The sequence below is a fragment of the Baekduia soli genome (assembly GCF_007970665.1).
GTDB classification, from domain to species: Bacteria; Actinomycetota; Thermoleophilia; order Solirubrobacterales; family Solirubrobacteraceae; genus Baekduia; species Baekduia soli.
Genome location: NZ_CP042430.1, coordinates 2494278 through 2519340 on the forward strand (window position 1 = coordinate 2494278; position 25063 = coordinate 2519340).

Sequence of the window (25063 nt, forward strand, 5' to 3'; positions counted from 1 at the left end):
GTGGCCGACGGTGGGTCAGCCGCCGCCGACGGCCTCGGTGACCCAGCCACGGCCCTGGCAGGTGGCGCAGACCGCGGTGCCGACGAGGCCGGTGCCGTCGCAGTCGGGGCAGACGTCCTGCCCGGTGCCGGTCGTGCCCGGCGGGGCCTCGTCGCCGGGGGCGGTGTCCGGTGGCTGGGGAGGCTGGTCGCTCACGGGTGTGGGTGTTCCCGCGAGGCGCTCGCCGGACACGCCGCCGGCCACGGGCCGGCGCTGCTCGAGACGCTGCTTGAGCACCCGGCGGCGGCGGTGGTAGGCCTCCACGTCGGAGACGGGCAGCAGGCGACGCGACCCGCAGCAGCTGCAGGTCGGCGTCACGAGCTCGTGCGACACCGAGTGCGCCCCGCACATCAGGCACGCCACCCGTCCGGTCCCCGGGTGCTGCGGGTGCTGCGGGGGCTGCCACGTCATGCGACGGCCCCGCACGGGATCGCCGTCGCAGCCATTGCTGAGGATCGGTTCACCATTCTGTCCCGCGAACCGTAGCGCGTCGTGGGACGGGATCGGTCGTGTCCTGACCAGGACGCGGGCGCAGCACCGTGCTCGTCGTGGTGTCGGTGAGGCGGGTTCAGGCGCTGGTCGTCGGCATCGCCGCGAGCATGGCTGGCATCGACGCCGAGCAATCCGGACGCGTTCGCCGGGGGCGGGCCACGGCCGCCATCGGCGAGACGTCGGACACCGCAGGACCAGCGTCCGCCGGTCCGGGTACGTCCGGACCATGCCCCAGTCCGCCGAGTACGACCCTCAGGATCTCACCGTCCGCGTCGACCGCGCCCTCGACGAGGCCGCCGTCCTCGCCGAGGGGCCGCCGCGCCCGGAGCGACCCGACGTCGACGTCGCGGCCCGGCGCGCTCGCCTGGCGTTCGGGTCGCTGCGGCGCGCCACGCGGTCGCGCCCTGGGTCGCCCGCCGGGTCGCGCCGCGACTACTAGCTCCCACGTCAGCGGTCGCGCGGCACCGCCCGCGGCAGCCGCTCGAAGCGTGGACCGAGGACACGAACGTCTCCGGGGACGCGCGGGGGACCGGAGCGGGGGACCGAGGAATCGAACCTCGAGTTACGGTTTTGGAGACCGTCGTGTTACCACTACACCAGTCCCCCAGCGGCCGATCATTGTAAGCCGCCGGGCCGCGCGGTGGGCGCGCGGGGTCAGGCGAGGCCGGCCGCGCGCCGGATCTTCGCCGCCGCGGCGTCGGGGTCGTCGAGCGTGATCGCCAGGCGGTCCCAGTCGCCGCCCTCGGTGTCGATGACGAGTGCGGGGGAGCCGGCGTAGAGGGCGGCGAACGTGCGCCCGCCGCCGCGTGGGCGGAAGCGGCCGAAGGCCAGGCGGTGCGGGATGCCCGTCCCGCCGACGCGCAGGCCGAGGTCGAGGTCCCACCCGTCGGCGACGACGTCGACCGACCGCACCGAGGTCAGCGGCACCGACACCTGCCGGGCCAGCGCCATGACGGCCTGGCGCCCGTTGAACCGTACGACGACGTCGCCGCCGGTGACCTCGATGTCCGACATGGGGCGCATCGTCGCAGAGGCGCGCCGAGGCGCCGCCGTGCGGAAGTCCAGGCTGGGATCAGCGAGTTCAATGTCAGACAACGGACACCCTGGTCGGATGGGGTCCCTAAGGGGGTTGCGCGAGGTTATGGTCGGCGATGGTCAGGAATAACGAGGAACGGACTCGGAAGAAGGGTTATGACACGGTTGTCGCGTCACACCATCGTGGTGCTCATCACCGCCGTCGTCGCCTCTGTCGGCGGCATGGGCCTGGCGGTCGTCGCCTTCGGCCAGTCCAGCGACGGCTCGGGGTCCGACGCCCCGCTCAGCGGCTACACGACGACCACCCCTGCCACCACGCCGACGTCGGGCTACACGACGACCACACCGGCCTCGGGCTACACGGTCCCGACGGTCACGACGCCGTCGGCGGGCGGCAACGCTCCCTCGACGAGCACCGGCGCCTCGGGGCCGACCACGACGACGGGACGCGCCACGCACGCCAACGGTCATCGGGGCACGCCGACAGGCACCCACGCGGTCCCGGTCAAGGCGACGCGGCCGGGCCCGACCCACCTGGCCTTCACCGGCGGCGAGCCGATCCTGGCCGGCGCGGCGGGCGTCGCGCTCATGCTCGCGGGCCTGGCGCTCCAGTGGCGCCGGCGCCGGGGCTCCCGGCTGGCGGCGTAGCGGCCGGGGTCGCGACCCGGGCGGCGCCGCGCGGCGTCGCCCGCTGCAGCGAGGCGATCACCACGAGCCGCTGTGAGGCGCTGTAGAGCGGGTGGCACGCGGTGAGCACGAGCCGCTGGCGCCCGATCGCCCGCAGCGAGGAGACGTCGTCGGGGGAGACGATGCGCGTGCCCTCGACGCGGTAGACGAAGTCGCCGTAGGGCATCGTCACGTCGATGGCGTCGCCGCGGCGGAGGACGTCGAGGTGGCGGAACGGCGCGCCGTAGGTCGTGCGGTGGCCGGCGATGCCGACGGTGCCGGGCTGGCCGGGCAGCGCCGTGCCGAGGTAGTGGCCCGGGCCGCGGCGCAGGCTCCCGGCACCCGTGCCCTGCACGACGACGAGGTGGGTGTCCAGCCGCGGGATGCGCAGCCGCCCGAGCGGATGACCCGCCGACGTGTCGCGCTCCAGCATCCGGGCGATGGCGCGCATCCGCACCGCGGGGCTCGGGGGCAGCGCCGCGGTGGCGGCGGTCGGCGCCGCCAGCCGCTGGTCCAGGCGGGCGACCTCGGACTCGAGCTCGTGCTGCTGGCGCCCGGCCCACAGCGCCGAGACGGGCTCCTGCCAGGCGACGGTGGCCACGGCGTCGCCGAGGACGAGCGCACCGGCGGCGACGAGGACGGCCGGCAGCGTCGGGCGCAGCCGCAGGCGGCGGGTCGCGGCCGCGGGCACGGCCACCGCGGTGGGCGACGGCGCGGGCCCCGGGGGGGCTCGGCCTCGGCCTCCGGCGGCGGCGGATCGGCGGCCGCGGCCGCGCGCAGGGCGACGAGCTCGTCGCCGAGGTCGCGCACGCGGTCGCGCAGGTGCGCGACCGTCGCGGCCAGCTCGTCGTCGGCGACCGGCGGCCCGGGCTCCAGCCACCAGGCTCCGGCCCCGGCGAGCAGGTGCAGCGGCACCTCGAAGGTGACGACGAACGGCGGCGCGGCCGGTCCCGCGCGCAGGGGCGGCGTCCCCGCGACCGCCGCCAGGCGCCGCCAGGCCGCGCCGTCGGCGACGAGCAGCGCGGGGGCGGCGTGCCGGCCGGGCAGCGGGGCGTGGGCGCGCCCGGACACGCGGACCGAGGCGAAGCCCGGGCCGCCTCCGGCGTACTCCGCGTTCAGGACGTCCAGGGTCATGGGGCGAGGCGGACGACCGTCCATGGCCGCCGCGGCCAGTCTACGGGCGGTCGCGCACTCCGCCCACGCCGTTGGTCTGGGTTCAGGCGGGATATGCCCGGCGATGACGTACTCGGCGACACGCTGCGAGGCGGCGCGCAGGCAGCAGGGAGTCGAAGAGGGCCAGCTCGGCCTCGCGGCCCACGAAGCGCTGGGCATCGCGCGCGGCGATGCGGTGGGCGAGGGTCCCGGACACGGCCCGCCGAGGGCTCCAAGCCGCCCGAAAACGTCCAGACACGGACTGCGCCATAGTTGGACCCTGATGGCCGGGCCCTCCGAGATCTTCCGCCCCGACCTGCTGGCCGGCCGGGTCGCGATCGTCACCGGCGGCGGCACGAACCTGGGGCGCCAGGCGACGGCAGAGCTGCTGGCCTGCGGGGCACAGGTCGTCATCGCCGGGCGCCGCGAGGAGGTGCTGGCCGCCACGGCGGACGAGCTGGGGGAGGGCTGCTCCTATGTGAGCGGGGACGTCCGCGAGCGCGCCGATGCCGACCGCATCGTGGGCGGTGCGCTGGACCGCCACGGTCGCCTGGACGTGCTGGTCAACAACGCCGGCGGCCAGTACTTCGTGCCGGCCGAGGCCATCGCCGCCAAGGGCTGGCGGGCCGTCATGCGTCTCAACGTCGAGGGGACGATGACGATGACCCATGCGGTCGCCGAGGCCGCCTGGCTCGGCCGGCCGGGCGCGGGCGGCACCGTGATCAACGTGACGGTATCGCCGCACCACGGGATGCCGGCGATGGCCCACACGGGCGCGGCGCGCGCGGCGGTCGAGGCGCTCACGGCCGAGCTCGCGGAGCGCTGGCGTGAGGATGGCGTCGCGCTCGTGGCGGCGGCGATCGGCCGCTTCGACACCGAGTCGCTGCGCAAGTACCCTGAGATCGTCGTGCGCCAGGCCGCGCGCAGCGTGCCGCTGCAGCGCCTGGGGCGGATGCAGGAGTTCGCATGGCTCGTCGCGTTCCTCGCGTCACCGGTGGGCCACGGGCTGTCGGGGACGACCGTGACGCTCGACGGCGCGGCCGACAACTGGTGGGGCGCATGGCCGCCGGAGCTGATCGCTGACGACGAGGGCACCGTGCCCACCGAGGCGCGCCGCGCGGAGCCTCCCGCGTGAGGCTCCCGGCCGCGCGCGCGTGCCGGTAGACTCGCTCAGACCTGCGGGCGAGGTGTCAACGGCTGCACGGGAGCCTTCCAAGCTCTAGGAGCGGGTTCGAGTCCCGTCGCCCGCTCTGCAGGTCACATAGCCACGGGGAGTGGCGCAGTCTGGTAGCGCACCCGGCTGGGGGCCGGGCGGTCGCAGGTTCAAATCCTGTCTCCCCGACTCACGAAAACCGCTCTGTAGAGCGGTTTTCGTCGTTAGGCGAACGTTCGCGTTCTCCTATGACGGTCCAATTACGGTCCAATTTCCCGGCATCCAACGGAACGGGGTTCGTCGCAGGCGCTGCATAGGGTGCGCGGGTGACTTTCAAGGGCAAAGAGGAGCGTCGGGCGATGCTCAACGCGGTCGACAAGCTGCGCCAGTTGGGTCCGAAGCTCGTCGCGCCGCACGTCAAGTCCCTGAAGGGGGAGGCGGACCTGTTCGAGCTGCGGCCCCGGCAGGGGAGCTCCATGTGCCGCCCGATCTTCGTGCAGCAGGCGGATCGCTACCTCGTGGTCGCCGTCGCCGTCGACCATGCGAAGGACATGGACCGAGCCGTGGCCGATGCCCGAGCGCGACTTCAGGAGCGCGGCACGGTTGCCGACTGATAACCCATGAGTTATCATCGTCGCACGATGGCCAAGCGCAGCAATCACGACGTCAGCTTCGGCGAGTTCGTCGCCGAGGAGCTCAACGAGGACGAGGGCTTTCGTCGCGACTGGCAGCGGCTCGCCCCGGCGCGTCAGTTCGCGGCGATGCTCATCGAGTATCGCGCCGACCACGGGCTGAGCCAGCGCGGGCTGGGTGAGAAGCTCGGGGTCTCTCAGCCGAGGGTGGCCCGCATGGAGTCGGGCGAGCAGAACCCCGATGTGGACACGATCATTGCGACCATCGAGAAGCTCAGCACTGAGTTCGTCCTCGACGTCGGACCGGCCGACACGGATGCCACGCTGGTCACCAAGGGTGCCCGGTCCTCGGGCGCCGTCATCAGCCACGGCAACGTCTCGGTCACGACGGCCTCGGCTCGGGCCCGGAAGGGCACCAAGAAGCCAGCCAGCTAGTCGGAGGCCGCCCAGGCGGCGAGAGGGCGGTCAGCTGGCCACGTCGCCTGGCGTTGTTCCGGCGGCGGATTCATCGGCCGGCTGCTCACCGGCGAATGCGGCGTCGACGAGGGCGACCTCGTGCGCGCCGGGCGCGTAGTGCGTGTAGATCTGGGTCGTCTTCGCGTCGGCGTGACCCAGGAGCTCCTGGACCGCTCGCAACGGCGTGCCCGGCGCGACGAGGCGGGTACCGAAGGTGTGCCCGTGGCCAGCCGGCTGGCCATGGGCACCGACGACCATCGACCGCAGCAGAGACGGGGGCTCTCGAGCCAGAGAGATGATCACGCCGGTCCGAGGCGAACCGCCGGGGTCAAGGACGTGCACCCGTTCATCGGGCAACCCGGAGGTGCCGGCACGCAGTCTTCACGTCACGGGACGGTGAGCAATCACCGGCCCTTCGCTCTGAGGATCTGACGCTTAGCGCTAGCGCCAGGACCTCATCTGGCAGGCTCGCGGACATGGACGAACGTGTCTCGCGGACTCAGATCGATCCCGACAGCGACCAGCGGATGGTCTCCTTGCGCCGCGCTCTCGGAATCACCAGCTTCGGCATCAACCAGATGGTGCTGCAGCCCGGCCAGCAGATGCGCGTCCACGACCACGAGTCCCAGGAAGAGGCGTATCTCGTCCTCGAGGGCACATTGACGATCACCATCGAGGGCGACCTTCTGGAACTGGCGGCGGGTCAGCTGGCACGAGTCCCGCCCGGCGTACGACGACAGCTGTCCAACCGGCGTCGAGCCCGTGTCGTTCTCATTGCGCTGGGGGGCCACGGCGACCACGAGTCCCGTGATGCCAAAGCCTACGCGTCGTGGGATGCCCAGACGCACGGCACGCCGCAGGACGTTCCGCTGCCCGACGATCTGCCCCCGTCCCAGCTCAACGACTAGGCCTGGCCGTCCGCGGCAGCCGTGCTTCGTGCACGGCGCTCCGCGTCGGCCATCGCCTGCAGGGAACAGTTCTGGCGCTGGTGGTGCTGGCGGCGCTCGGCCAGCTCGGTGAGATGGTCAAGCGTCGACTTGGAGATCACGCCGCCGCGGGCACGGTGCCGTCGGGCGCGGCGTGTGGCCCTGATTGGTCTCGGCCAGGGCGTCGCGGATGACCATGGAGGCGACCTCGCGACTGCGAGGCACCGCGATCTCGCGGCCGAGCTCCAGGGCCACGTCTGCGATGAGCTGGCGCTGGCGCCGCGTGGTGGCGTATACCAGGCGGCTGCTCGAGGGTCCGGTTCCCGTTGCCCCGGCGTAGCGGATCGTGGCTTGCCGACGGTGCCCTGCGTGGCCTCCCAGGGGTAGCCGGTCGGCAGGCACGGATCGTCAAAGCGCGGCCAGCGCCACTCGCACGCCGCACACATCGGCGTGTGTGAACCGACCCCGCTCGCCCGCCTGCGACGTGATAGAGATCGATATCCATCGAACTAGGGGCCGCCTGGGGCGCGGCCGGTCAGGAGCACTGCATGCGGATCGTCGTTGTTGGTGCCGGTGGCGTCGGCGGGTACTTCGGCGGCCGGCTGGCGGCAGCCGGGGCCGACGTGACGTTCGTCGCGCGGGGGGCGCACCTGGCGGCCATGCGCCGCGACGGCCTGCGGATCGAGAGCTCGCAGGGCGACCTGACGGTCGCGCCGGTCCAGGCCGTGGGGACGGTCGACGACGCCGGGCCCGCCGACGTGGTGATCGTCGCCGTCAAGCTCTGGGACACGGCGGCGGTCGCACCGGCGCTGCGTCCGCTGGCCGAGCAGGGTGCGGGCATCCTGTCGCTGCAGAACGGCGTCCAGAAGGACGATGAGCTTCGCCGCCACGTCCCCGCCGAGTCCGTGATGGGCGGGGTGTGCTTCATCGCGGCCTCCATCGCGCGGCCCGGGGTGATCGTCCACCACGGCGCGATGCAGCGCGTGGTGTTCGGCGAGTACGGCGGAGCGCGCTCGGCACGGGCCGAAGCGCTGCTGGCCGCATGCGCTGCCGCCGGCGTCGAGGCCGAGATCAGCTCGGCCATCGAACGGGAGATCTGGGAGAAGTTCGTCTTCCTGGTCGGCCTCTCGGGGACCACCGCGATGGCACAGACGTCGATCGGCCCCATCCGCGAGGACCCGGTGCTCCGGGCGACGCTGCATGACGCGATGGGCGAGGTCGTCGCCGTCGGCCGGGCGAGCGGCGTGCCGCTGCCGCCGGACTTCGCCCACGACCGCCTCGTGTTCTGCGACACCCTGCCGCCGACGATGAGCTCGTCGATGGCCGGCGACCTGGAGCGTGGCACCCGGCTCGAGCTGCCGTGGCTGAGCGGGGCAGTCGTCGACCTGGGCGCGTCCCTCGGCGTGCCCACCCCGGTCAACGCGTCCATCGTCGAGGCGCTCGCCCCCGTGGTCGACGGCACGAGGCCATGACCGTGACCGTGCACCCGACCCTGCGGTCGCTCACGGCGACGGCCGTGTCGGTGCCGATGCGGCGGCCGCTGGGCACCAGCGCCCAGAGGATCGACACCGCGTCGCTGGCCCTGGTCGACCTGCAGACCGAGGAGGGCATCACCGGTCGTGCCTACGCCTTCTGCTACCTGCCGTCCATCGCGCTCGCGCTGGTGCCGATCGTCGCGGAGCTGAGCGCGACGCTTGCCGGAGCGCCCGTCGCACCGCTCGAGCTCGCCCGCCGCGTTGGCCGGCACCTCAAGCTGCCCGGGATCACCGGCCCGCTGGCCATGGTCGCGTCCGCCGTCGACACCGCGGCGTGGGATGCCTTCGCACAGGCGGCCGGCGTGCCGCTCGCCGCGGTCCTCGGTGCCCAGGCCAGGCCGATCCCGGCCTACAACAGCACCGGCCTGGGGCTGATGACCGCCGATCAGGCGCGGGTCGAGGCGGTCGCGCTGACCGAGGGCGGCTTCACCGCGGTCAAGCTGCGGCTCGGGCGCCCGACGGCTCGCGAGGACCTGGCCGTCGTGCGGGCGGTACGGGATGCGCTGCCCGACGAGGTGCACCTGATGGTTGACTTCAACCAGGCCCTGAGCTTCGCCGAGGGCATGCGGCGCTGCGTGATGCTTGACGGCGAGGGCGTGTACTGGATCGAGGAGCCGATCCGCCACGACGACTACCGGCACCTCGCGCTGATCGCGCAGGCGACGGCGACCCCGATCCAGATCGGCGAGAACTTCACGGGAACGGCACCGATGGTCGCGGCTCTCGAGGCCGGTGCGACCGACTACGTGATGCCCGATCTGGACCGCATCGGCGGCGTGACCGGCTGGCAGCAGGCCGCGGGGCTGGCGGCCGCGCACGATCGCGAGGTCTCGTCGCACCTGTTCCCCGAGGTCAGCGCGCACCTGCTGTGCGCGACGCCCGGCGGCCACTGGCTCGAGTACGTCGACTGGGCCGAGCCGGTGCTCGAGCAGCCGCTGGAGATCGCCGACGGCCTGGCGATCCCCTCGACCGAGCCGGGCAACGGCCTGCGCTGGGACCGCGCGGCCGTCGTTCACCACCGGCTCGGGTAGGCATCCCTTGCCGTCTCATCAGCCTGGGAAGGTGGCTCGTGTGCCTGCCAGCAGCGCCTCGAGCCCGGAGGCGAACGCCTGGTCGGGCGTCAGCGCTGACAGCTCCTTGACGCTGCGCCGCAGCACGGGGAACTCCTCAGCGGCCAGGGCACGGAGCGGGCGCCGGGCGGCCGCGGTGCTGGCGTCGACCGTGAAGCCGGTGACCTCGGCCAGTGCGTAGCCGCGCGCGTAGCTGGCCACGGAGCGGTAGACGCCCAGGGCCGCCGCAGGCGTGGATCCCGCCGAGACGAGGCACTGCAGCAGACGCTCGACGGGGCGCAGCGCCGCGGGCGAGGCCAACGGCCGAAGTCCGATGAGCCGGAACGCCTGTGGGTGGTGCAGGGTCAGGGTGCGCAGCTGCCCGGCGAAGGCGCGACATGCGTCGGTCCAGTCCGATCCGGGCTCGGGGATCTCGATGCGCGCCATGAGCAGCTCCCCGAGCCCGTCGAGCACGGCCTCGCGGTTGGGCACGTGGTTGTAGAGGGACATGGCCTCCACGCCGAGCTCATCACCGAGGCGGCGCATCGTGAGCGCCTCGGCACCCTCTCGTTCGACGAGCGCGAGCGCTGCCCGCAGGATGCGCTCGCGGGTTAGGCCGGCGCGGCGCGTGCGGGTGTTCGCGGCAGGCACGTCTACACCCTATGTGCGGCGAGCGCCGCCGCCGCACGCAGGACCGCCCGGTCGTCCGCACACCTCAGGGCAGGGAGGCGATGAGGAGAAATGCTTCGGGCCGGGCGGGCCTCCGCGCGGCGGAACGTCACCTGCGGCGTGCGTTAGAGCACCTCGCCGCTGCTCCACGTGCCGCACTGCCACCGGGCCGTCTCCTCCTCGGCGGTGGCCGCCTCGCGCGAGGCCGACAGGCCCCAGGCGGCCATGGTCGCCACCACGGCGCCAGCCACGCTGACGTTCCACGACGCCGTCGGGCCCGGGTCCAGCCACCACGCCGAGCTCAGCAGCCACAGCCCCGCGACGATGTTCGCCACCGCGAGCCGCGCGCTGCGCGACGGACGGGCCATCCGCACCGCCGCGACGGCCACGATGACCGCCCCGGCGGCGACCGGGTTCCAGCTCGCGTCGCCGGGGCCGTCATGCAGGACCCATGAGGAGGCGACAAGCCACCCGCCCGCGAGCAGGTTCAAGGCGCTGGCGGTCTCGGCGCCGCGGCGGCTGACGCGGCCGGCCTGTGCCGGCGTCGTCGGGACGGGCGTCGGGGGGCCGGGATCGGTCATGCAGGCTCGTCTCCCCGGCGGCCCCGCTATGGGCCGGCGGGCTGTCATGGGTGCGGTGCTGGTGTCGCGCGCCTGACACCGGCGATGTCAGCGGAGGTGCGGGCCCGCGATGGGCCGGAAGGCCAGTCCGTCCTGGCGGATGATCCCGCAGGCCTCCACGGGCACGCCCGGGTCTCCGCCGCTGCAGCCATAGCTTGACGGGACGTGGTACGCGGCGCTGCCGTCACAGGTTCATCCCGACCCGGCCTCGCTCGCACCGGCGAGGTCATACGTGCCGGTCGAGATGCGGTAGCGGACGGCCCCGGAGTCCGAGGTCCGGCACCCGCCCGGATCGCCACCGCGTCGAGCTGGGAGCCGAGCTTCTCGGGGCCGACCGTGTTGACGATCGTGGCCAGCACCTCGGCCGTGGCCGCCACGGCCAGGATGTTCTCGGCCTTGTTGGCGTCGTTGGTGGACACCTTCGCCTCGGCACTGGCGCTCATGAGACCGAAGAGACCCATGCCCGCCAGCGACGCCGCCGTGCCCTTGATCAGCCCGCGCCGGCTGGAGGCCGGCAGATGCTGGTTCTGGCGGTCGATCTCGTCGTACAGGTGGTTGGTGGCATCGCTCATGCGGGTGGATCCCTTCTGGCGGCCGCTCGGAGCCAGCCGGGCGCCCGCGCTGTGCTGCGGATGACTGCCGCGTGGCCGGCCTGGACCGCGACGGGGGCCGCGACGGGGGTCGCGACGTCGACAGCGCGGGCGGCCCGCAGCGCCCCCCGTGGTGTGTGTGCGCCGAGCTCGCGTGCCACGATCGTCACCGAGATCGCCAGCATGACGACGAAGAGGGTGGCGCTGACCCCGACGGTGAAGACCGTGATGGCACCGGGGTCGACCGGCCGGCCGGTCACCTCGACGAGCCCGTAGGCCAGCAGCACGATCCGCAGCCCGGTGCTGACCGGCGCGATGGGCACGATGCGCCCTCCGCTCTGGGCGGCCATGACCAGGACGGCCGTTCCCACCGTCGCCGGAAGGCCGAAGGCGTTCAGGAAGCAGGCCAGCGATCCCAGCCGGATCACGCGGCCGAGCGCCTGCCAGGTCGCAACACCGGTCATGAACAGGCGCGGCCGGCGCAGGATGGTCAGGCCCTGGCGCAGGCGATCCAGCAGCACGCGGGACCGGCGCCCGGCCCACCGCAGGACGACGACCGTCAGCAGGACCGCCGCCGCAACCGACGCCGCCGCGAGGACCGGGTGCTCGACGACCGTCGAGGCGTCGGGTCCCGGCAGGTCGCCGGGCGCGGCGGGCACGGGAAGGAAGCCCCGAGCGAGCATCCACACGACCAGGACCGCGCCGAGCGCGGATTCGAACAGCGTTTCGGGCAGCGATGTCGCGGCGAGCGTGCTGTAGCGCGATCCGGGCAGCCGTCGATGCAGGATCGTGTACTTGACGACGTCGCCTGCGCGGGCCGGAAGCAGGCCGTTGATCCCGGACCCTGCAAGGTAGGCGACGGTGACGTCGCGGTGACGCAGGCCGGCGGCCTGCGCCGGGTACGCGACGCGGAGGATGTTCCACCAGCCGCGGATGCGGACGACCTGTGCGGCGAGGTGGGCCAGCACCCCGGCGACCAGCCACAGCGGGTCGACGTCGACGGCGTTGCTGAGCAGCAGGTCGGCGGCGTGGTGGGCGCGATCGATCGCCCCGTCGATGACCTCCCTCATGGACGGCAGGTACCGCCGGGGAGCGCGACCCGGACTCGGGTGTCATCGGGATGACGCGAACGGTGAACGGTCCGCGTCGGCGCATCACGAGGCTAGGGCGCGACCGCTGGCGTGGCGTCGCGCTCGCGGGCCGGGGGCCGGTCGGCCGGCGTCGGCGTCGGCGTCGGCGCCGACGCCAGGCGCCGGCGCTCTCGGTGGTAGGCGTACAGGATGCTGCGGTGCGTGATCCAGCCGGCGATCTCCCGACCGCCCGCGGTCAGCACGGGCAGCCCGGTCGCGTCGGTGGCGCCCAGGGCGTGGACGGCGTCCTCGAGCGTGTCGTCGGCGTGCAGCTCGTGGACGCCGCGGGCGAGGGAGCCGGCATCGGCGCCGGGTGGGTCGTCGGCCATCATGTGCTGCTCGAGGTCCCCGGCGGTGATGACGCCGACCAGCCTTCCGAGCGCATCCAGGACGGGAACGGACTGGTCGGGGCGATCGGTGAGGCGCGCCGGCGCCGCCGAGAGCGGCGCGTCGGCGGCCAGGGTCTCGGGCATGGGCTCGATCGCGTCCTCGAGCGTGACGGTGCGCATGACGCTCACGACGCGGGGACGGTCGATCTGGATGCCGCGACGACGCAGCTTGAGCGTGTAGATCGTGTCGGACGACAGGCGCCCGCTGATGCCGGCGGCCAGGACGATCGCGAGCATGAGCGGCAGGATGATGGAGTACTCGCCGGTGAGCTCGAAGATGATGAGCACCGCGGTGATCGGTGCCCGGGCCGACCCGGCGAACACCGCTCCCATGCCGACCAGGGCGTAGGCGCCGGCGGGTGCGGTCACCCCCGGCAGGAGCTGATGGGCGACCTGGCCGAAGGCCGAGCCGAGCATGGCGCCCATGAACAGGGAGGGGGCGAAGACGCCGCCGGAGCCGCCGATCGAGATGGTCAGGCTCGTGGCCGCGATCTTGGCGACCAGCAGCAGCAGGACGAACGCGATGGCGTAGTGGCCGGAGACGGCCAGCGAGAGGACGGGGTAGCCCACGCCGTACATCTCAGGGACGGCGAGCAGCAGTAGGCCGAGCAGGATGCCGCCGACGGCGGGGCGGGCCCAGGCGGGACCTCTCCAGAGGCGGTCGGCGAGGTCCTCGGACCCGTAGAGCACGCGGATGAACACGATGCCGACGGCACCGCCGAGCAGGCCGAGCGCGGCGTAGAGCACCAGCTCGACCGGTGAGGTCAGGGTGAAGCCCGGCAGGTGCAGGAAGCTCGCCGAGCCGAACGCCCCGCGGGCGATCGCCGCGGCGGTGACCGAGCTGAGCACGACCACGCCGAAGGAGTCGGTCTCGAAGTCGCGCAGGATGACCTCCAGCGCGAAGAAGACCCCGGCGATCGGGGCGTTGAACGTGGCCGAGATCCCGCCGGCTGCGCCACAGGCCACCAGCAGCTTGAGCCGGCGCTCGGGCACGCGGGCCGCCTGGCCGATCAGCGAGCCGAGCGCGGACCCGATCTGGACGATGGGGCCCTCGCGGCCGACCGAGCCGCCCGAGCCGATGGTCAACGCCGAGGCCAGCGCCTTGATCACGGGCACCTGTGCGCGCATGCGTCCGCCGTGCTCGGCGACCGCGAGCATGACCTCGGGGACCCCATGGCCACGTGCCTCGGGGGCGAAGCGCGCGACCAGCGGCCCATACAGGAGCCCACCCATGACCGGTGCCAGGACCACGAACCAGATGCCCAGGCCCGGAACGTGGGGATTGGCCACGCGACCGGCCGCGCTGTAGTCGCGGTAGCCCGAGAAGAGCTCGGTCAGCCCTTGGATGAGCTCGCGGAACGCGATCGCGCCCAGTCCGGCGCCGACCCCGACCAGCAGGGCGAGCGCGACGAGGCCGCGGGTCCCACTCAGCCCGAGGCGTGCGCGTGCGGTGATCGTCGCCCCCCGTGGACCCCGGGCGCCGCGCGCAGCGCGCTCGCGCACGATGGCTCCATCCGCCGGAGGGCGTGAGGACGAACGGGACACGCCGAGCACGTTAGCTTACACCGTAAGCATCAGGGTTCTCGTGCTCGCCCGTCCGGCACGTTGCCGAACGAGAACTTACGATGTAAGTTCTCTGGTATGGGACTTGCCGCTGCTGGGGTCTTCGCCTGTGGGCTCTGGATCATCCTCTGGGGGATCGACTTCGGCCGGACCGGGGATGCGTTCCTCGTCACCGTGCCGCCGATCATGTTCATCGCCGTCATGGTGCACGCGATCAGGGCCAAACGGGCACGGCAGCGGCCATGACGCGCGGGGCCGTGAGATCCAGCTGGGGTCCCTGACGGCCGCCGGCCGGCGCGTTGCACCGCGCGCCGGGACGTAGACCCCGCTCATCTGGGATCACCAGTCGGGAACGGTGGCCGCCGAGCCCTCCTCCGCGGCGGTGTGCGGTGGTTGAGTGGCCGGGCCCTCTCGCGGGATCGACCCAGGAGCGCCGCATTCGACTGCCACGCCGACGGCTCGCTGACCCGACGGCTGGTTCGTCGGTCATGGGTCGCTTCTCGCGCGCCGCCGTAGCGGGTCGCCGGCGCCCGAGTTGCCCTATGCCGCGAGGTACGAGACGGGGTACAAACTGAGGCAACCCAGAGCTACCGAGCCGCCCAGAGCTCCCGCTGTGGAGCAACACGCGGACGGACGGATTTCGCGTCCTTGCGGCTGGGGGCCGGGCGGTCCCAGGTTCAAATCCTGTCTCCCCGACTCACAGAGGCCCTGATCTCATCCGGGTCTTCTGCTTTCTAGAACTCTCGAGTCGACCTCACGGGATCCGATTCGGGATCCATTTGCCCGCGCGGACCTCGGCGTTCGCCATCGCCCTACCGCGTATGGACGATCTCCAGTTCGACTTCGATGACGCGGCGGGCGCTGAGCGCGGCCCCGGGGCGTCTGGGGTAGTGCTCCCGCCGCTACGGTCCCGACGCCATCCGCCGCCTGGAAGTGCTCGACGCCGCCGAGCGAGCCGGGTCTTAGCCCCGACGAGGCCCGCCTGCCAGTCGAGCACGACGACGCCGGTACCCCTGCCTTTACCGCGCTGGGCGGGCTGGTCGCTCGCAAGCTGCCGACATCGACGCGCTGATCGCCCCAGGCGCAGGCCATGCGCACCTGGATGCTGACCGCAACGACCGCTCCTGCGCGGCGCTTGACTCATGCGCGATGTTCGAGCCGAGCAGCACGGCGCGTTGTTGATCTCGCACGTCAACGCACCAGGCGCGAGCGCGTCGACGGCTGAGCTCGGCGGTCAGGTCGGCGACGCGTCGGCCACGGCCCGGCGCCCCGGGCGCCCGGCCTCAGTAGTTGAACGTCGTGGCGCCGTCGCCGACGAACTCCATCAGTGGCGTGGCGCCCTTGAGTTCGGCCCCGTCGACGAGGTCGGCTTCGTCGAGCTCGCGCTCGCGGAAGCAGATGGGGCAGACGAAGAACCGGCCGCCCTTCTCGATGAACTGGCCATGGAGACGGTCGATCGGTGGTTCCTGGCCGGCGCGGATGCGGTCGGCGTAGCCACGCAGGCCGAGTCTCACGCCGTCGACGCTGAGCCACATGACGACGTCCTTGCCTTGATCGAGGGCGGCGACGGCGGTGAGGTAGGAGACCGCCACGCGGTCGGGGTCCTCCTCGCCATGTGTGCAGCCGACGACGACGCGTCCGTTGCTTGCCATAGGTACGTCCTCCTGTGGTTGTTCAGTGACCTGGCTTGACGGCGCGGATCGTGGAGCCCATCGCCCCGAACTTGGCCGCCTTGCGACGGGTGTCCTCGAAGACCGAGCGTGCGTAGGTGTCGACGAGGTCGCCCTGGGTGATGTCGGTGTAGGCCCGCTGGACCAGCAGGCGCGCGTGCTCGCCCTCGAGCAACGCGCCGGCGATTCACCCCGTCCAGAGGTCGATGCGCTTGCGGGCGTCCTCGGAGACTTCGTGGTGGACGATCACGTCGGCCAGCTGCAGCCGGCCGCCGGGCCGAAGGACGCGGTCGATCTCGTCGAGCACGGCGTCCTTGTCGGGGACCAGGTCGATGACGCCGTTGGAGATCACGACGTCGACCGATGCGTCGGGTAGCGGCAGTGCCTCGATCAGCGACTCGTGCAGCTCGACGTTGTCGACGTCCATCTCGTTGGCGCTCTGCCGGGCACGCGCGAGCATCGTCGTGGTCATGTCGACGCCGATGACCTGCCCAGTTGACCCGGTCATCTGGGCCGCGATCAGCAGGTCGGTGCCTGCGCCGCAGCCGAGGTCCAGGACGACCTCTCCGGGTTCGATCCGTCCCAGCGCCCAGTGGTTGGCGACCCCGGCGAAGCTCTCCACGGTGGCGTCGGGAACCCGCGACAGCTCCGGTTCGGGGTACCCGAGCGCTCGCGCCCAGCTTCGCCCGGTGGGGAAGATGTAGTCCTTGGACTGATCAGTGGAGACATCGGTGTAGGTCTTGCGGATCTCGTCGCGCAGGACGTCGACGTCGACGGGAATGTCGTGTGAGCTCATGCGGCGGTCCTCTCCCTGCGGGAGGTGCCAGTCCTCCTGGCCATGGCCTCGCCGGGCAGGCAGAAGTCGGTCGTCGTCACCGGCCTCCAGGCGGCCACCAGCAAGACGCTGATCCCGAGTGCACGCATCTCGTCCTCCTTCGTGGGTCAGGCGGCTCGCTGGTTCATTCGCGGCTGGGTCGCGAGCCGCCACTCGGGCCAGCCTTCCTGGAGGCGCCTGGCGTCACGGCCGGCGGCGCGCAGCTGGCGTACCGCCTCGTGGGCGTAGGCGCAGAACGGGCCGCGGCAGTAGGCGACGACCTCGCGATCGGCGGGAAGCTCGGCCAGCCTGTCGCGCAGCTCGTCGATCGGGATCGAGCGGGCACCGTCGATGTGGCCGGCCGCGAACTCCTCGGACGGCCGGACGTCGATGACCATCACCTCGCCGCGACGCAGGCGGGCGATCAGCTCGTCGCGGCCGATCGCCTCGACGTCCTCGCCGAGGTACTCGCCGGCCGCCCGCTCGACCTCGGCCAGCTGTGCGACAGATGTCTCTCGTAGGGAGAGCCACAACCTCAGGACCTCGTCGCCGGCCAGGGCGTAGCGCACGCTTGTGCCCTCGCGCGCTCGGGTGACGACACCGGCGGCGTGCAGCGCCTGCAGGTGCTGCGACGTGTTGGCCGTCGACTGATCGCTGGCCCTCGCCAGCTCATCGACGGACCGCGGCGCCTGGGCGAGGAGATCCAGGAGCTCGAGGCGACGGGGACTGGCGAACGCCTTGCCCATCAGTGCGATGGCCTCGAACAGCGCGGTCTTCTCGGCTCGGGAGCTCATCCGTTGTTATTCAAGTGATCACTTGATAACTTGTCAAGCCCTTCGACCAGGAGGTCCGCCGTGTTCTTCCGCCAGCTGCTCAACGACGAGACCGCCTGCGCCTCCTACGTGCTCGGCTGCAAGACGCACAGCTCGTTCGCCGTGGTCGAGCCGCACGCCGATCTCGTCGACGACTACATTGCGCTGGCCGAGGCGCAGGGCTCGACGATCACGGCCGTCTTCGATACGCACGTCCAGGCCGACCACGTGTCGGGGATGGCTGAGCTGGTCGCACGCACCGGCGCGATCGCATACCTGCCCGTGGGCGCCGGCGTGGACTTCGATCATCGTCCGATGGGTGATCTGGAGGTCGTCGTGCTCGGCAACGTCGAGGTGCAGGCGATGGCGACGCCAGGCCACGCGGTCGCCCATCACGCCTACCTGGTCACTGATCACACGCGCGCCGACGAACCGTGGTTCGTGCTGACCGGCGACGCGCTGCTGGTCGGCGACGCCGGGCGCCCCGACCTGCACGCCCACGGCGAGCACACCGTCGAGGCGATGGCGCGGGAGCTGTACCGCTCGATCACACAGCGGCTGCTGGCACTGTCCGACGACGTGCTGCTGTACCCCTCGCACTACTCCGGCTCGCTCTGCGGCCGCGGCCTGTCGGCCAACCCCGCCTCGACGATCGGCTTCGAACGCCGCCATAACGTCGCACTGCAGCATGGCGACGAGGACGCCTTCGTGAAGGCCTTGGTGCAGGACATCCCGCCGAGGCCCGAACAGCAGGCCGCAATCGTCGCCGCCAACCGCGCCGGGCACCCGCTCGCCGACGTGACATGAGCCGGCCGCAGGTCCGCCTCGGGCTGCGCGAGAACGCCGCGCAGTTCTCGCTGCTGGTCGCGGTCAACGCGTTCGTGGGTGCGATGGTCGGCCTCGAACGCTCGACGCTGCCGCTCCTCGGCCGCGAGGAATTCCACGTGGCCTCCAGTGCCGCGGTGCTGTCGTTCATCGTCGCCTTCGGTCTCGCCAAGGCGTTCACGAACCTCGGCGCGGGGGCCCTCGCGCAGCGCGCAGGGCGGCGGCGCCTGCTGATCGCCGGCTGGGCGGTTGCGCTGCCCGTGCCGCTGCTGATTGCCGTGGCGCCGAGTTGGGGCTGGATCGTGGCGGCCAACCTCCTGCTCGGTGTCAACCAGGGCCTGGCCTGGTCCATGACCGTGGTGATGAAGATCGACCTGGTCGGGCCCCGCCGACGTGGGCTCGCGCTCGGGCTCAACGAGGCCGCCGGCTACGGCGGCGTCGCGTTGGCCGCCGGGCTGAGCGGCGTGATGGCCGCTGAGTTCGCCGCGCGGGATGTGCTGGTCGTCGCGGGCGCCGTGATCGCCGGGACCGCGTTCCTGCTCTCGGTGCTGTTCGTGCGCGACACCGCCGAGCACGTCGCGCTCGAGCAGGCCGCCCATCATCCGACGGCCGGCGGCAACCCACCGCGGCTGCGCGAGGCGTTCGCCCGCGCGACCTACCGCGTGCCCGCGCTGCGGTCCTGCTCGCAGGCCGGCCTGGTCAACAACCTCAACGACGGCCTGGCCTGGGGACTGGTGCCGCTGTTCCTGGCCGCCCACGGCGCCGGCGCTGCGCAGATCGGCCTCGTCGCCGCGGTCTATCCCGGCGTCTGGAGCATCGCCCAGATCGTCACCGGGCACTGGTCCGACACCGTCGGACGCAAGCCCCTGATCGTCACCGGCATGCTCGTCCAGGCCGTCGCGCTCACGCTGCTGTCGCTCAGCGGCGGCTCGGTCGCCGTCGCGACCGGCACCGCGGCGCTGCTCGGGATCGGCACCGCGCTCGTGTACCCGACGCTGATCGCCGCGATGTCCGACGCGGTCTCACCGATCGCTCGCGCGCCGGTCGTCGGGGTCTACCGCTTCTGGCGCGACATGGGCTACGCGTTGGGAGCGCTCCTCGCCGGGGGCGTCGCCGACGCGCTGGGCTACGGCGGCGCGATCGCGATCGTGGCCGGCCTGACCGCCGCTTCCGGGTTGTGGGTGCTGCGCGACATGCCCAAGCGACCGCCCGGGTCTCGGCCGGGCGCGGCCTCGACCATGCACCCCGCCGAACATCGATCCGGTCTGGAGGCGACGTCCCCGAGCAAGGTGGAGGTCACGTGACGGTCATACGCCGCTGAACCGGCACTGGGCAAGGTGCTTGCGGACCATGCTGGCAAGTGCGTCTGCGGATGGGCGCCGGAATGCAGCCAGATGCGGTGAGGTCCGCAGTGAGGACGGCAAAAGCACGGATGACACCCGTGAGGTCACCGCCAACGATCCAATCATGAAGACCCTCGTGATCGTCAACGACCCGCCCTATGGCAGTGAGCGCCCCTACAACGCGCTCCGCCTGGCCGGCGCGCTCGCCAAGCGTGGCGGCCTTGAGCTGCGGGTGTTCCTGCTGGGCGATGGGGTTGCCTGCGCGATCGCCGGACAGGAGTTGCCCGAGGGCCACTACCACCTCGATCGCATGCTCGAGCCGCTCGTGCGCCGCGGCGAGGTCGCCTGCTGCGGTACCTGTCTGGACGCACGCGGCCTCGGCGAGTCCCGGCTCGTCGACGGCGCGCGCCGCTCGACGCTTGACGAGCTGACCGATTGGACCCTGTGGGCCGACAAGGTGATGGTGTTCTGACGGCACTCATCGTCAGCGAGCGCGCTGCGCGCTACGACGCGTGGTTCGACACGCTGCTCGGCACCGCGATGGACAGGCCGGAATCCCGGGCGGTGCTCGACCTGGCCGCGCCGCTCCCCGGCGAGGACGCACTCCGCGCTGCCTGCGGCACGGGCATCTACACGCGTCGCCTCGCAGGGGCGGGAGTGATGGTCACGGGCCTAGGTGAGATCGCAGGAGCGTTGTTCTGTCCGGGTCTCGCCGTGGAGGATGACGGCCGAGATGACGGCGAGCGCGCCGATGAGCCGGGTGGCCACGGCGCTGACCGCGCTCGTCTGACCCGCGGCTGACGCCAGGACGACGCCGATACCGAGACGCGTCCTGGTCAGGGGCTAGCTGCGCGTGGTGCAGATCCGTCGGCGGTCCGCCCCGCCTGTGGTCTGATCTGGCGCGCCGGCGTCATCGGCGTGACAGGGACCGCCTCGGCACGAGCTCGCCGGTTACGGCAGACAGCGGGCCTCGGGTGACGGCGGCGGAACGCCGAGGCACCCCATCGACTGCGGGTATGCGCAGCGGTTCTGACCGGATCGCGCGACGCCTCGGAGATCAACGTCATCCGTGACCTTGAGGAGAGCCATGCGCTCCTGGAATCAGCAGACGATCGAGCCGCTCTGTCTCCGGCGAGTGCTGCTGGGACCCGAGTCCTGCGGAGACGAGGTCCTGGTGCAGCGTGGAACGACGATCGTGGTCACGGTCCATGGCGAGGTCGACCTGCTGCCGGCCGATGCGCTGGTGGTCGTGGTGGCCGAGGCGATCGGTCGTGCTCAAGAGATCGTGGTGCTCGACCTTGCCGCTGTCACGCTGCTGGACTCGGCCGGGCTGCACGCGCTGCAGGTCATCGTCGAGCGTGCGCGATCGCGGCGGGTGCGACTGGTCGCCGTGCTCCCCGAGGGGCAGGTCCGAGAGGCCCTCTCGATCGTCGGGCTGGACGAGCTGCTGGCGCAGGCCGGGGTCGAGAACTAGTGCGCGAGCTCGAGGGTGCGCAGGAGCCGGCGACGCTGGAAGCCGACGTGCGGACGCAGTCCGTCGGGGCTGTCACCGGGCCCTCCGTCGGGCACGGCAGCGGGGCCGACGCCGCCCTGCTGGCACGCTATGCGCGTACGCGCTCTCCGCAGGTGCGTGAACAGCTCGTGCACCGCTACCTGCCGTTGGCGCGGCATGCGGCAGGTCAGTACGCGGCCGGCGCGGAGCCGTTCGACGATCTGCTGCAGGTGGCCAGCATCGGGCTGTTGAAGGCGATCGACCGCTTCGATCCCGACCGCGGGATCGCCTTCAGCAGCTTCGCCCTGCCGACCATGGCGGGCGAGATCCGCCGGCATTTCCGCGACCGAGGCTGGGCCATCCGCCCGCCGCGGGACCTGCTCGAGCTGGCCCTGAGCCTGGAGCGCGAGGCTGAGGAGCTGCAGCGCGTCCTGGGTCGCTCACCGACCGTCGCCGAGCTCAGCCGAGCTGCCGGCCGCGACGAGGAGACGGTGCTGGAGGCCCGCCAGGCCCTGTCGGCCAAGACGTTCGCATCGCTGTCGGCCCCCTCGGGCGGTGAGCACGGCGGCGGGGAGACGATCCTGGAGCGTGGCCACGGCGTTGAGGAGACCGGGTATGAGCGCGCCGAGCAGCGCGCGACGCTGGCCCCGCTGGTGGGCCGGCTCCCGGCGCGCGAGCAGTTGATCGTGCGTCTGCGCTTCGACCGGGATCTGACCCAGGCCGAGATCGGCGAGATCGTCGGCCTCTCGCAGATGCACGTCTCGCGCATCCTGCGCACCAGCCTGCAGCGCCTGCAGACCACCGCTCCCGAGCCGTGGGTGCCCGCGCCGGTTGCTCGGGCCCCGAGGGCGGGGCCCGGCTCGTCTGTCGCAGGCCGGCCCGCGCGAGCGCGCATGGTGGGATCCGCCGCGGACACCGTCCGGATCTTGGATGACGACACCGAGCTGACCTCGGGCCTGGACGCCGGGACGGTCGCGGGTCTGGGTGGCGGGGTCGAGGTTCGCCGTCGGCGGATCAGGCGGGGGCCCTGGACACCGCCCCTGGCCGACCTCTGCGAGGTCGGCCACCTCGGACTGTTGGTCCTCGACGGGTTCTGGTCCGAGAGCTGTGGCTGGCCGGGCGCCGGAGCGCCGAGCTGCTGGGGCCCGGTGATCTGCTGTGTCATTCAGACGTCGCCAACGACGGCGGTTCGGTGGATACCCGGACCGACTGGCACGCCGTGACGCCCGCCACGCTGGCGGTCCTTGACCCGGAGTTCGCCGAGACCGTCGCCCGCCGGCCGCACATCACCGGCGACCTGCAGGCCTGCCTGGCCCGACGCCTCGACGCGGTGATGCGGCAGGTCACGATCGCCCACGTCCGTCACGCCGAGACCAGGGTGATGCTGGCGTTGTGGCTGCAGGCCGACCGTTGGGGCCACACCAGCAGCGCGGGCGTCGTGTGCCCGGTTCCACTGACCCACGGCCTCCTCGGGCGGCTGACCTGCCTGCAGCGCCCCACCGTCAGCACCGCTGTCTCCCGGCTCATCGCCGACGAGCGGCTCAGACGACGCCCGGACGGCTCCTGGCTGCTGCTCGGCGGGCGGCCGCAGACCGCGACCAGCCCCACGTCGCCTGAGGTCCTGTCCGCGAGACGCTGATCGTCGCGCGGCATGTCATGCCGACGACCCTGGCCCGCGACGATGTCCTCGATGAGCGATCTCGGAGGGTCGACGCCTCGCCGAGGCACGCCCCGTCGTCATCGGGTCTCGCGGCGCAGGCGCCGCCACAGCCACAGCGGCGCGGCCGCGAGCAGGAAGCGGCGCTCGCCGCGCCCCGGCTCCTCGTCGAAGGCCCGCGCGTAGCGGCGCGCGGCCGTGGCGTCGGGGTACTCCTTGCTCCCGCCGTGGGCCGCGCACCGTTCACAGTCCCACGACAGCGTGCGGTCGTCGGCGCGGAACCGCCAGCGGTGCCCGAGCAGACGGCAGGCCACCGGGGACGATCCGGTGGCCCCGGGGCGAGTGGTCATCCGCCTGTCGCTCCGGCAGGCCAGGAGGCCCGTGGGCGGGTATCGCCGCGGTGTCCGCGACCGGCGAAGAAGGATGCGATGAGCGACGTGCAGACGGAGACCATCGAGACGCAAGTACCCGCTCGTCTGGATCGGCTCCCATGGGCCCGGTTCCATTGGATGGTCATCATCGGCCTCGGGACGGTGTGGATCCTCGACGGCCTCGAGGTCACGATGGTCGGCTCGGTCGCCTCGCGGCTCACCGAGGGCGGAAGCGGGATCACGATCAACGCCGGGCAGATCGGGACCGCGGCGGCGATCTACGTCGCGGGCGCGTGCCTGGGGGCGTTGTTCTTCGGCCAGCTCACCGACCGCTTCGGCCGTAAGAAGCTGTTCGTCCTCACGCTGGCGATCTACATCACGGCCACGACCGCCACCGCGTTCGCCTGGACGCCCTGGTACTTCTTCCTGTGCCGGTTCTTCACGGGGGCCGGGATCGGTGGCGAGTACGCGGCCATCAACTCGGCGATCGACGAGCTCATCCCCGCCCGGGTCCGTGGGCGGGTCGACCTCATCATCAACGGTTCGTACTGGCTCGGCTCGGCGGCCGGGTCGGCGGCCGCCCTGGTCCTCCTGGACACCGGGATCTTCGCGCGGGACTTCGGATGGCGCCTGGCGTTCGGCATCGGCGCGGTGCTCGGCCTGACGATCATGGTCGTGCGCCGCCACGTCCCCGAGAGCCCGCGATGGCTGTTCATCCACGGCCGTGAGGATGAGGCCGAGCGGATCGTCGGCCGAATCGAGGACGGGATCCGCGAGGAGACCGGCGAGGACCTGTCAGAGCCCGAGGAGACGCTGGAGGTCCATCAGCGCGAGCGCATCCCGTTCCGGGAGCTCGCGCGCACGGCGTTCGGGACCTATCCGCGGCGGGCCTGGCTTGGACTGGCGCTGTTCGTGGGCCAGGCCTTCATCTACAACGGCGTGACGTTCAACCTGGGCACGCTGTTCTCGACGTTCTTCGACGTGTCGTCCTCCGCCGTCCCCGTGTTCATCGTGATCTTCGCGGTGGCCAACTTCCTGGGACCGGTCACGCTGGGACGGCTGTTCGACACCGTCGGGCGTAAGCCGATGATCAGCGGCTGCTACCTGGGCTCGGCTGTCGTGGCCGTCGTGATGGCGTTCGTGTTCCTCGGCGGGGGCCTGAACCGCTGGACGTTCGAGGTGTTCATCGTCGGCACGTTCTTCCTGGCCTCGGCCGGAGCGAGCGCGGCCTACCTCACCGTCAGCGAGATCTTCCCGATGGAGACGCGTGCGCTGGCCATCGCGTTCTTCTACGCCGTCGGCACGGGGATCGGCGGCATCACCGGTCCGCTGCTGTTCGGGCACCTGATCGGGTCGGGCGAGCGCGGCCAGGTCGCCATCGCCTTCCTGATCGGTGCCGCCTTGATGGCCATCGGCGGGGTCGCCGAGGTGCTGCTGGGGGTCAAGGCCGAGGGGGAGAGCCTCGAGGACATCGCCACACCGCTCAGCGCCGAGGAGGACGGCGACGCGCAAGAGGGGGGCACTCGGGAGAAGAGCGACGGCGATGGCCGTGCGCCCCGTCGCGATGACGAGGATCATGATGCCCGCGCGGCCGAGCACCGGCGCCAGCGGGAGGCGCAGCGGCGCATGCGCGAGCGCGCGGCCCGCCGGCGGGCGCGTGACGCCCAGGGCCTGCAGCGGTTCCGTCCCGGCCCGGGGTCGGGCCGGTATGGGCACGGGATGCTCAGCCGGCCGGGCGCCGACCCCTGGCAGGCCGACCCCGCGCTGGACCGGGAGGTGCAGCTCATCGAGGCGGCCCTGCTCGAGCACGGGACCGTCGACGACGCGGCGCTGGCGCGCATGGTCGGTGCTCGCTCCTGGGGTCCCGGGCGGTTCCGCGCCGCCCTGCGCGAGGCCCTCGACGAGGGCCGGGCGCAACGCCTCTCGCGTTCGAGCTACGGTCCCCCCAGGTGACCGGCCGCGGGCCGATCTTCCGACCCGGGG

General features: G+C 72.3%; 31 protein-coding genes and 3 tRNA genes. 19 read left to right on the forward strand and 15 right to left on the reverse strand.

All coding sequences use genetic code 11. The features are described 5' to 3' along the window. Positions 1 to 15: 15 nt before the first annotated feature. Positions 16 to 450 (reverse strand): hypothetical protein, encoded by a 435-nt coding sequence (locus FSW04_RS27110; RefSeq protein ID WP_228431176.1) that lies wholly within the window; start codon positions 448 to 450, stop codon positions 16 to 18. 307 nt (positions 451 to 757) lie between these two features. On the opposite strand from FSW04_RS27110, the gene FSW04_RS11840 reads away from it, so the two are divergent. Continuing rightward, positions 758 to 970, forward strand: coding sequence for a hypothetical protein (locus FSW04_RS11840; protein ID WP_146919452.1), 213 nt, complete (start codon positions 758 to 760; stop codon positions 968 to 970). Between the two features lie 96 nt (positions 971 to 1066). Here the strand turns inward: FSW04_RS11840 and FSW04_RS11845 are convergent. Together FSW04_RS11845 and FSW04_RS11850 are read right to left on the reverse strand one after the other, a co-directional pair. Further along, positions 1067 to 1137: transfer RNA gene (locus FSW04_RS11845), tRNA-Trp, on the reverse strand. A 48-nt stretch (positions 1138 to 1185) separates the two neighbouring features. Further along, positions 1186 to 1545 carry a hypothetical protein gene (locus FSW04_RS11850; RefSeq protein ID WP_146919454.1) on the reverse strand — a complete coding sequence of 120 codons (360 nt, stop codon included), beginning with the start codon at positions 1543 to 1545 and terminating at the stop codon, positions 1186 to 1188. Positions 1546 to 1731: 186 nt separating this feature from the next. On the opposite strand from FSW04_RS11850, the gene FSW04_RS11855 reads away from it, so the two are divergent. Then, positions 1732 to 2214, forward strand: coding sequence for a hypothetical protein (locus tag FSW04_RS11855; protein ID WP_146919456.1), 483 nt, complete (start codon positions 1732 to 1734; stop codon positions 2212 to 2214). Here FSW04_RS11855 and FSW04_RS11860 read toward each other — a convergent pair. Continuing rightward, on the reverse strand, positions 2153 to 2929 hold the full coding sequence (locus tag FSW04_RS11860; protein ID WP_146919458.1) for a class E sortase: 777 nt from the start codon (positions 2927 to 2929) through the stop codon (positions 2153 to 2155). The genes FSW04_RS11855 and FSW04_RS11860 overlap by 62 nt on opposite strands. 540 nt (positions 2930 to 3469) lie before the next feature. Here FSW04_RS11860 and FSW04_RS11865 point away from each other — a divergent pair. From FSW04_RS11865 to FSW04_RS11885, 5 genes are all read left to right on the forward strand, one after another. Continuing rightward, positions 3470 to 4519 (forward strand): SDR family NAD(P)-dependent oxidoreductase, encoded by a 1050-nt coding sequence (locus FSW04_RS11865; protein WP_228431178.1) that lies wholly within the window; start codon positions 3470 to 3472, stop codon positions 4517 to 4519. Positions 4520 to 4562: 43 nt separating this feature from the next. After that, positions 4563 to 4634 (forward strand) — tRNA-Gly (locus tag FSW04_RS11870). An 18-nt stretch (positions 4635 to 4652) separates the two neighbouring features. After that, positions 4653 to 4726: transfer RNA gene (locus tag FSW04_RS11875), tRNA-Pro, on the forward strand. A 137-nt stretch (positions 4727 to 4863) separates the two neighbouring features. Further along, entirely contained in the window at positions 4864 to 5151 is a 288-nt protein-coding gene (locus FSW04_RS11880; protein ID WP_187369442.1) for a type II toxin-antitoxin system RelE/ParE family toxin, read from the forward strand. A 27-nt stretch (positions 5152 to 5178) separates the two neighbouring features. Further along, positions 5179 to 5604: a helix-turn-helix transcriptional regulator gene (locus tag FSW04_RS11885; protein ID WP_187369443.1), complete on the forward strand. Its 426-nt coding sequence runs from the start codon at positions 5179 to 5181 to the stop codon at positions 5602 to 5604. A 30-nt stretch (positions 5605 to 5634) separates the two neighbouring features. Here the strand turns inward: FSW04_RS11885 and FSW04_RS11890 are convergent, their stop codons facing one another. Beyond that, positions 5635 to 5883, reverse strand: a complete 249-nt coding sequence (locus FSW04_RS11890) for a tyrosine-type recombinase/integrase (RefSeq protein WP_146919464.1) — start codon at positions 5881 to 5883, stop codon at positions 5635 to 5637. A gap of 218 nt (positions 5884 to 6101) precedes the next feature. On the opposite strand from FSW04_RS11890, the gene FSW04_RS11895 reads away from it, so the two are divergent. Then, positions 6102 to 6533: a cupin domain-containing protein gene (locus FSW04_RS11895; protein ID WP_146919467.1), complete on the forward strand. Its 432-nt coding sequence runs from the start codon at positions 6102 to 6104 to the stop codon at positions 6531 to 6533. Here the strand turns inward: FSW04_RS11895 and FSW04_RS25930 are convergent. After that, positions 6530 to 6673 carry a hypothetical protein gene (locus tag FSW04_RS25930; RefSeq protein WP_187369444.1) on the reverse strand — a complete coding sequence of 48 codons (144 nt, stop codon included), beginning with the start codon at positions 6671 to 6673 and terminating at the stop codon, positions 6530 to 6532. The genes FSW04_RS11895 and FSW04_RS25930 overlap by 4 nt on opposite strands. A gap of 426 nt (positions 6674 to 7099) precedes the next feature. Here FSW04_RS25930 and FSW04_RS11900 point away from each other — a divergent pair, with 426 nt between their 5' ends. After that, positions 7100 to 8023, forward strand: a complete 924-nt coding sequence (locus FSW04_RS11900; RefSeq protein ID WP_146919469.1) for a ketopantoate reductase family protein — start codon at positions 7100 to 7102, stop codon at positions 8021 to 8023. After that, positions 8020 to 9117 (forward strand): enolase C-terminal domain-like protein, encoded by a 1098-nt coding sequence (locus FSW04_RS11905; RefSeq protein ID WP_146919471.1) that lies wholly within the window; start codon positions 8020 to 8022, stop codon positions 9115 to 9117. Before FSW04_RS11900 ends, FSW04_RS11905 begins: the two co-directional genes overlap by 4 nt. Before the next feature lie 18 nt (positions 9118 to 9135). Here the strand turns inward: FSW04_RS11905 and FSW04_RS11910 are convergent, their stop codons facing one another. The 5 genes from FSW04_RS11910 to FSW04_RS11930 form a co-directional block, all read right to left on the reverse strand. Then, on the reverse strand, positions 9136 to 9786 hold the full coding sequence (locus FSW04_RS11910) for a TetR/AcrR family transcriptional regulator C-terminal domain-containing protein (protein WP_146919473.1): 651 nt from the start codon (positions 9784 to 9786) through the stop codon (positions 9136 to 9138). Positions 9787 to 9929: 143 nt separating this feature from the next. Beyond that, a complete protein-coding gene (locus FSW04_RS11915) occupies positions 9930 to 10385 on the reverse strand; it encodes an SPW repeat domain-containing protein (protein WP_187369445.1) in 456 nt (151 codons plus the stop codon). A gap of 44 nt (positions 10386 to 10429) precedes the next feature. Beyond that, on the reverse strand, positions 10430 to 10996 hold the full coding sequence (locus FSW04_RS11920; protein WP_146919477.1) for a hypothetical protein: 567 nt from the start codon (positions 10994 to 10996) through the stop codon (positions 10430 to 10432). Beyond that, positions 10993 to 12084 carry a lysylphosphatidylglycerol synthase transmembrane domain-containing protein gene (locus tag FSW04_RS11925; RefSeq protein WP_146919479.1) on the reverse strand — a complete coding sequence of 364 codons (1092 nt, stop codon included), beginning with the start codon at positions 12082 to 12084 and terminating at the stop codon, positions 10993 to 10995. Before FSW04_RS11925 ends, FSW04_RS11920 begins: the two co-directional genes overlap by 4 nt. A 92-nt stretch (positions 12085 to 12176) precedes the next feature. After that, the gene (locus FSW04_RS11930; protein ID WP_228431180.1) at positions 12177 to 14036 is read right to left on the reverse strand and encodes a chloride channel protein; all 1860 of its coding nucleotides are present in this window, start codon (positions 14034 to 14036) and stop codon (positions 12177 to 12179) included. Positions 14037 to 14174: 138 nt separating this feature from the next. Here FSW04_RS11930 and FSW04_RS25935 point away from each other — a divergent pair, with 138 nt between their 5' ends. After that, positions 14175 to 14342 carry a hypothetical protein gene (locus FSW04_RS25935; RefSeq protein WP_187369446.1) on the forward strand — a complete coding sequence of 56 codons (168 nt, stop codon included), beginning with the start codon at positions 14175 to 14177 and terminating at the stop codon, positions 14340 to 14342. A 1037-nt stretch (positions 14343 to 15379) separates the two neighbouring features. Here the strand turns inward: FSW04_RS25935 and FSW04_RS11935 are convergent. From FSW04_RS11935 to FSW04_RS11945, 3 genes are all read right to left on the reverse strand, one after another. Next, positions 15380 to 15748 carry a DsrE family protein gene (locus tag FSW04_RS11935; protein WP_146919481.1) on the reverse strand — a complete coding sequence of 123 codons (369 nt, stop codon included), beginning with the start codon at positions 15746 to 15748 and terminating at the stop codon, positions 15380 to 15382. A 22-nt stretch (positions 15749 to 15770) separates the two neighbouring features. After that, the gene (locus FSW04_RS11940) at positions 15771 to 16562 is read right to left on the reverse strand and encodes a methyltransferase domain-containing protein (protein ID WP_272483565.1); all 792 of its coding nucleotides are present in this window, start codon (positions 16560 to 16562) and stop codon (positions 15771 to 15773) included. 146 nt (positions 16563 to 16708) lie between these two features. Further along, positions 16709 to 17374: an ArsR/SmtB family transcription factor gene (locus tag FSW04_RS11945; protein WP_146919485.1), complete on the reverse strand. Its 666-nt coding sequence runs from the start codon at positions 17372 to 17374 to the stop codon at positions 16709 to 16711. 108 nt (positions 17375 to 17482) lie between these two features. Here FSW04_RS11945 and FSW04_RS11950 point away from each other — a divergent pair, with 108 nt between their 5' ends. The 7 genes from FSW04_RS11950 to FSW04_RS11980 all read left to right on the forward strand — a co-directional run bounded on the left by FSW04_RS11950 (position 17483) and on the right by FSW04_RS11980 (position 22691). Beyond that, positions 17483 to 18199 (forward strand): MBL fold metallo-hydrolase, encoded by a 717-nt coding sequence (locus FSW04_RS11950; protein ID WP_187369448.1) that lies wholly within the window; start codon positions 17483 to 17485, stop codon positions 18197 to 18199. Further along, a complete protein-coding gene (locus FSW04_RS11955; protein WP_146919489.1) occupies positions 18196 to 19521 on the forward strand; it encodes an MFS transporter in 1326 nt (441 codons plus the stop codon). The genes FSW04_RS11950 and FSW04_RS11955 overlap by 4 nt, the downstream gene beginning before the upstream one ends. A gap of 163 nt (positions 19522 to 19684) precedes the next feature. Continuing rightward, positions 19685 to 20032: a DsrE/DsrF/TusD sulfur relay family protein gene (locus FSW04_RS11960; RefSeq protein WP_146919492.1), complete on the forward strand. Its 348-nt coding sequence runs from the start codon at positions 19685 to 19687 to the stop codon at positions 20030 to 20032. Continuing rightward, the gene (locus FSW04_RS11965) at positions 20005 to 20361 is read left to right on the forward strand and encodes a class I SAM-dependent methyltransferase (protein WP_146919494.1); all 357 of its coding nucleotides are present in this window, start codon (positions 20005 to 20007) and stop codon (positions 20359 to 20361) included. The genes FSW04_RS11960 and FSW04_RS11965 overlap by 28 nt, the downstream gene beginning before the upstream one ends. Positions 20362 to 20647: 286 nt before the next feature. Beyond that, positions 20648 to 21034, forward strand: coding sequence for an STAS domain-containing protein (locus FSW04_RS11970; RefSeq protein WP_146919496.1), 387 nt, complete (start codon positions 20648 to 20650; stop codon positions 21032 to 21034). Further along, positions 21034 to 22275: a sigma-70 family RNA polymerase sigma factor gene (locus tag FSW04_RS11975; RefSeq protein ID WP_146919498.1), complete on the forward strand. Its 1242-nt coding sequence runs from the start codon at positions 21034 to 21036 to the stop codon at positions 22273 to 22275. Before FSW04_RS11970 ends, FSW04_RS11975 begins: the two co-directional genes overlap by 1 nt. Then, on the forward strand, positions 22272 to 22691 hold the full coding sequence (locus tag FSW04_RS11980; RefSeq protein WP_146919500.1) for a cyclic nucleotide-binding domain-containing protein: 420 nt from the start codon (positions 22272 to 22274) through the stop codon (positions 22689 to 22691). The genes FSW04_RS11975 and FSW04_RS11980 overlap by 4 nt, the downstream gene beginning before the upstream one ends. Before the next feature lie 98 nt (positions 22692 to 22789). Here FSW04_RS11980 and FSW04_RS11985 read toward each other — a convergent pair whose 3' ends face one another. Beyond that, entirely contained in the window at positions 22790 to 23023 is a 234-nt protein-coding gene (locus tag FSW04_RS11985; protein WP_228431182.1) for a DUF1660 family phage protein, read from the reverse strand. A gap of 114 nt (positions 23024 to 23137) precedes the next feature. Between FSW04_RS11985 and FSW04_RS11990 the strand changes: the two genes are divergently transcribed. Beyond that, complete coding sequence (locus FSW04_RS11990; RefSeq protein ID WP_146919505.1) at positions 23138 to 25033, forward strand: MFS transporter; 1896 nt, start codon at positions 23138 to 23140, stop codon at positions 25031 to 25033. The last annotated feature ends 30 nt before the right edge of the window (positions 25034 to 25063 follow it).